This window comes from Candidatus Binataceae bacterium (assembly GCA_036495685.1).
Taxonomy (GTDB): Bacteria; Desulfobacterota; Binatia; order Binatales; family Binataceae; genus JAFAHS01.
The window spans coordinates 1-1952 of record DASXMJ010000053.1 but is presented as its reverse complement, the minus strand read 5'-3'; the positions used below and the strand labels follow the sequence as shown (position 1 = coordinate 1952).

The 1952-nt window shown below is 62.2% G+C and carries 4 protein-coding genes; all 4 read left to right on the top strand.

Going from position 1 to position 1952, the window contains the following annotated elements:
- The coding region (locus VGI36_06420) for a hypothetical protein (GenBank protein HEY2484763.1) at window positions 1-200 on the top strand (200 nt) is incomplete at its 5' end.
- Window positions 201-240: 40 nt separating this feature from the next.
- On the top strand, window positions 241-1152 hold the full coding sequence (locus VGI36_06415) for a hypothetical protein (GenBank protein ID HEY2484762.1): 912 nt from the start codon (window positions 241-243) through the stop codon (window positions 1150-1152).
- A gap of 13 nt (window positions 1153-1165) precedes the next feature.
- The gene (locus VGI36_06410; GenBank protein HEY2484761.1) at window positions 1166-1669 is read left to right on the top strand and encodes a 6-carboxytetrahydropterin synthase; all 504 of its coding nucleotides are present in this window, start codon (window positions 1166-1168) and stop codon (window positions 1667-1669) included.
- Between the two features lie 69 nt (window positions 1670-1738).
- Window positions 1739-1952 (top strand): sigma 54-interacting transcriptional regulator (locus VGI36_06405; GenBank protein ID HEY2484760.1); only part of this gene is annotated, 214 nt, incomplete at its 3' end.

Genomic DNA, 1952 nt, shown 5'->3' with positions numbered 1-1952 from the left:
AGTATCTGGACGAGGCGCAACGCCTGCGCCCGGACAGCTGGAACTACCGGCGCCAGGCTCTTTCGCTCAAAGACCCCACCAATCCGCTCGCGGTGGCGGCCCGGAGTTCTCGAGCGGTTCGTTTGAACGCGACGCGGCCAGAGCTCGACGACACCAGGAACCATTGGGGTTTAATCGGCGTCCGCGTGTGGGCATTATGATCATCATGCCGGTGCACTACTTACCGGCGGCGTGCGATCGGTGACAAATATCAATAAGACCCTGCTGTACGTCGGGTACGGATCTCTGCTGAGCGGGTATGGCCTGCTCGCGGCCAGGCGCGGCGGTCGCAGCCGGCTGGTCGCAGTTGATGCCGAACCGGCCATTGTTCTGAACGCGCGCCGCGGCCTCGCGAAGCCATCCAGTCACGGCAACTACCTGGCGATGGATATCGAGCCGATAGACCCGGGTCGGCCCATCACCGCGCGAACCGGGCTGGGCGAGGCGGATGGCCGGGGGTTTGGGGCACTGCTCCTTACCTTCGACCGCTCGGCGGCGCCGCTGATATCGCGCCGCGAAGAATACGACCCCGGTGCGTTCGTCCGTCTTCTCGAGCACGCGGATCGCGCCAGGCTGCCGTTCGGGGAGTTCCTGCTCAATTTTGCCCGTGACGCGGACTTCAACCTGCTCAGGTACCGTGAGGCGCTGCGCGGCCTGCTCGGCTACACTTCCGAAGGCTACATTTTCCACCCGCTGCCGCTAGAAGACGGACGCGTCGCCATTGTAGCGATCGGCTCCGGCTATGAGGGGAGCGGTGATCCTGAAGTCATCTCGAAGCGTCGCGAGTATGGGATGGATCGCCTGCACAATTTCGGGTCGGCGCTCGAGATCACCTCGCTCGATCTCGACCGTCCCGGGCAAATCGGCTACTTCGCCGAATGCCTGCTGGGCGGCATGCATGGGCTGGCGATAGGCGATCTGATGAACGCTTTCGAACCCGAGGCGCCGTGGGCGGCGGATCTCGCGCGTCGAGTCGCGGAGGTGATGGAGGTTGAGGCGACCCACTTTCTGAATGCTACCTCGCTGGCCACGGACCGCTACCGCGAGCGCTTCGCAGTGCGCGGTCCCGATCCCTCACTGGACGCGCTCCTTCGGCTGGCGCGGGTGGAGTAGAGAGAGTTCTGTCGTGGCATCGCAATTCTCGATTCACGTTGCCAAGGAAAACCTGAAATTCTCGGCCGCTCATTTCATCGCCTATCCCGGCTTTCGAGAAGCCCTGCATGGGCACAACTACCAGGTCGGAGTACGGGTCGAAGGCGATCTGACCGGCACCGGATACGTCGTCGACTTCGGCTTGATCAAGAAGCTCACCAAGGAAATCGTCGATCGGATGGACGAGCACACCATAGTCCCGGCCAAAAGCGATTGTCTGGTGATTGAGCAGATCGAGGGCGGCAGGATTCGGGTGCGCTACGAGAATGACGAGTTCGTGTTTCCCGCCAGCGACGTTTTCCTGGCGCCGATAGTACACAGTTCAGCTGAAGAACTGTCCCGTTACCTGTGGGACGAGCTGCACGCGGCATTGCTGGCACACGGGGCACTCGCGGGGGTGAGAACCCTCGAGATCTCGATCGCGGAAGGGCCAGGACAGGCGGCAATTTTTCGTAAGCAAACCGGCTCGCCGGGGTGAGTGCTTTTGCTACCGGTTGCCGAGTGACAAGATTCCGTTCATGGCGGTCTAGGTTTTGGAGGTAGGGGTGTGAGTCTTTCCGGAAAAGCGGGGTCCGAGGTAAAGCGGGTCGACTTCGAGCGACGAGTCAACGCCGTCGAGAGAGCTCTGATCGGCCAGCATCCCGCGATCACGAAGCTTCGCGCGCTCATCGAGAAGGTGGCGCCGAGCGACGTCACGATCCTGATCAGCGGAGAGAGTGGAGTTGGCAAGGAGGTGGTCGCGCGCGCCATCCATTCGATGT